The following is a 3,547-nucleotide window of genomic DNA, read 5'->3' on the forward strand; positions in this document are numbered from 1 at the left end:
GCCCGGCGCAGGCATCCCAGGCAGCGGCGTCGACCGCCGTGATGTCGGCCACGAGCTTGAGGCTTGCCTCCGGAGTGCCGTCGGGCATGGGACCGCTCTCTCGCATGTGCGAAAGCTCTAATCTGGGCTTCGAACCGGGCCGGGGCAAGCGTCGCGGCTGGCCCCCGCGCTCAATCCGGCACGATCCCCGGCGGCAGGGCCGCGGCGTGGGCGGCGATGGCGCCGGCGGTGGTGATCCAGACCTCGCCGCGCCGGGCGGCGATATGGGCCAAGGCGCGGCGCAGCTGGCGCAGCCGGTAGGGCTGGCCGACGATGTAGGGATGCAGCGCCATGCCCATCACCAGCGCCTGGCCATGCGCCTGCTGCTCCAGCATCTCGTCGAACTGGCCGATGATCATGTCGGCGAAGGCGTCGGCGTTCATCTTGCGCGCCACGATCGCCGGGATGTCGTTCAGCTCCTGCGGATAGGGCACCGACAGGATGCGCCCCGTCCGGGTGCGCATCCACACCGGCTGGTCGTCATGGCACCAGTCCAGCAGGTAGTCGTAGCCCGCCTCGTGCAGCAGGTCGGGGGTGCGGTGGCTCTGCGAGATCCAGGGGCCGAGCCAGCCCTTCGGCGGCGCGCCGGCATGGCGGGCGATGGCGTCGGTGGCGCGGCGGATCAGCGCCGCCTCCTCCGCCTCGGCCAGCACGCCCTGGCGCTCGGAATTGCTGTGGCCGTGGCCGACGATCTCGTCGCCGCGGGCCTGGAAGGCGGCCGGCAGCTCCGGGCAATGGTCGTAGATCGAGGCGTTGACGATGGCGGAGCAGGGCAGGGCCAGGCTGTCGAACAGCTCCAGCAGGCGCCAGGCGCCGACCCGGTTGCCGTAGTCGCGCCAGGCATAGTTCAGCACGTCCGGCTGCGGCCCGCCCGGCGCCAGCTCGGCGCCCAGCCCCTCGCCGAAGGCGAAATGCTCGAGGTTGAGGCCGAGATAGACGGCAAGGCGGGTCCCGTCCGGCCAGGCCGTGCCCGGCCGGCGGGTGATCGCGCTGTAGCCGTAGCGGTCATGGCCCGCCAGCGGCGCCCCCGTCATCGGGGCGGGGTCAGGCGAGGCCGGGCCGGGTGGCGAAGGGCGCTTCGGTCTTGGCCCGGATCTCGTCGACGGTGACGCCGTCGGCGACCTCGATCAGGGTCAGGCCCTGCGGCCCGATCTCGAACACGCCGAGCTCAGTGATCACCAGGTCGACCACGGCCTTGCCGGTCAGCGGCAGGTCGCAGGCGTTCAGCAGCTTCGGTGTGCCGTCCTTGGCGTTGTGCTCCATGATCACGACGACGCGCTTGACGCCGGCGACCAGGTCCATCGCCCCGCCCATCCCCTTCACCATCTTGCCGGGGATCATCCAGTTGGCGAGGTCGCCCTCCTTCGACACCTGCATGGCGCCGAGGATCGACAGGTCGATATGGCCGCCGCGGATCATGGCGAAGCTGTCGGCCGAGCTGAAATAGCTCGACTGTGGCAGCTCGGTGATCGTCTGCTTGCCGGCGTTGATCAGGTCCGGGTCCTCCTCGCCCTCATAGGGGAAGGGGCCCATGCCCAGCATGCCGTTCTCGCTCTGCAGCGCCACGGTCACGCCGTCGGGGATGTAGTTCGCCACCAGCGTCGGGATGCCGATGCCGAGATTGACGTAGAAGCCGTCCTGCAGCTCCTTCGCGGCGCGGGCGGCCATCTGCTCACGGGTCCAGGGCATGATGATGCTCTCCCTCGCTCAGGCCGCACGCGGGCGGGTGGTGCGCTGCTCGATGCGCTTCTCGTAGTCCTTGCCCTGAAGGATGCGCTTCACATAGATGCCGGGGGTGTGGATCTGGTTCGGGTCCAGCCCGCCGACATCCACCAGCTCCTCGACCTCGGCCACCGTCACCTTGGCCGCGGTCGCCATCATCGGATTGAAGTTCCGCGCGGTCTTCCGGTAGATCAGGTTGCCCTCGGTGTCGCCCTTCCAGGCCTTGACGATGGCCAGGTCGGCGAACAGCCCGCGCTCCATCACATACTGGGCGCCGTCGAACTCACGCACCTCCTTGCCCTCGGCGACGATGGTGCCGACGCCGGTCTTGGTGAAGAAGGCGGGGATGCCGGCGCCGCCGGCGCGGATGCGCTCGGCCAGCGTGCCCTGCGGGTTGAACTCCAGCTCCAGCGCGCCGGACAGGTACTGCTGGGCGAACAGCTTGTTCTCGCCGACATAGGACGAGATCATCTTCTTGATCTGGCCGCGCTCGAGCAGCTTGCCGAGGCCGACGCCGTCGATGCCGCAATTGTTCGACACCACCGTCAGGCCGGTGACGCCGCTGAGCGCGATGGCGTCGATCAGCTTCTCCGGGATGCCGCACAGGCCGAATCCGCCGGCCATCACCATCATCCCGTCGCGGAGCACGCCGGCCAGCGCCGCCGTGGCATCCGGATAGACCTTCTTCATCCCGTCACTCCCGTCAGCATCAACTGGGCGCGGAGGGACTAAAGCGGGGCGGCGGGCAGGTGTCAATCGAGCCCGCGCCGCGCCCCGTCCGGTTTGCGCCAGGGGCTCGCGAAGGGGCCCTCAGATCTCCAGATGCGAGCCCAGCTCCACCGCCCGGTTGGCCGGGATGCGGAAGAACTCCGTCGCGCTCAGCGCGTTGTTCGACATCAGGATGAACAGCCATTCCTGCCAGGGCGGCAGCTCCGGCCGCGGCGACGGCACGAAGTATTCCCGGCTCATGAAGAACGACGTGTCGGCCATGTTGAAGCCAAGCCCCTTGGACGAGCAGGCGGCCAAGGCGCGCGGGATGTCCGGCTGCTGCTGGAAGCCGTAGCGCACGATCACGGTGTAGAAGCCGTCGCCCAGGTCCTTGATCTCGATGCGCTGCTCGTCATCGACCCGCGGCTCGTCCGTGGTCTCGACCTTCAGCAGCACCACCCGCTCATGGATGATCTTGTTGTGCTTCAGGTTGTGCAGCAGGGCGAAGGGCACGACGCCGACATTGCCGGTCATGAAGATGCCGGTGCCGGGCACGCGATGCGCGCGCTTGTACATCTTGCCGTCGACGAAGGTGGCCAGCGGGATGGCGTCGCGGTAGCGGCGCCGGTACAGGATCTCGCGCCCCTTGCGCCACACCCACATCAGCGTCGTCAGCGCCACCGCCAGCACCAGCGGGAACCAGCCGCCATGCAGGATCTTGATGGTGTTGGCGCCGAAGAAGGCCAGGTCGATGAACAGGAAGGTGGCGAACAGCGGCGCTGCGGTCCAGCGGCTCCAGCCCCAGCGGTGGCGGGCGACCAGATAGGCCAGCACGCTGGTCACGGCCATGGTGCCGGTGACGGCGATGCCGTAAGCCCCGGCCAGGGCGCTGGAGGAGCCGAAGCCGACCACCAGGATCACCACCGCCGCATAGAGCGACCAGTTGATCCGCGAGATGTAGATCTGGCCCTTCTCCTCGGCCGAGGTGTGGCGCACCTCCAGCCGCGGCATGTAGCCCAGCTGGGCCGCCTGCTGGCTCACCGAGAAGGCGCCGGAGATCACGGCCTGGGAGGCGATT

General features: G+C 68.8%; 4 protein-coding genes. All 4 read right to left on the minus strand.

Annotated elements, in window-relative coordinates; genetic code table 11:
- Positions 1-170: 170 nt before the first annotated feature.
- On the minus strand, positions 171-1,073 hold the full coding sequence (locus ABDW35_RS33975; protein WP_343718267.1) for a polysaccharide deacetylase family protein: 903 nt from the start codon (positions 1,071-1,073) through the stop codon (positions 171-173).
- Positions 1,074-1,083: 10 nt separating this feature from the next.
- Entirely contained in the window at positions 1,084-1,728 is a 645-nt protein-coding gene (locus ABDW35_RS33980; protein WP_343718268.1) for a CoA transferase subunit B, read from the minus strand.
- 18 nt (positions 1,729-1,746) lie between these two features.
- Positions 1,747-2,451, minus strand: coding sequence for a CoA transferase subunit A (locus ABDW35_RS33985; protein WP_343718269.1), 705 nt, complete (start codon positions 2,449-2,451; stop codon positions 1,747-1,749).
- A 120-nt stretch (positions 2,452-2,571) separates the two neighbouring features.
- The coding region (locus ABDW35_RS33990) for a KUP/HAK/KT family potassium transporter (protein ID WP_343718270.1) at positions 2,572-3,547 on the minus strand (976 nt) is incomplete at its 5' end.

The sequence above is a fragment of the Inquilinus sp. genome, from assembly GCF_039594555.1.
In the GTDB taxonomy this organism is placed as follows: domain Bacteria; phylum Pseudomonadota; class Alphaproteobacteria; order DSM-16000; family Inquilinaceae; genus Inquilinus.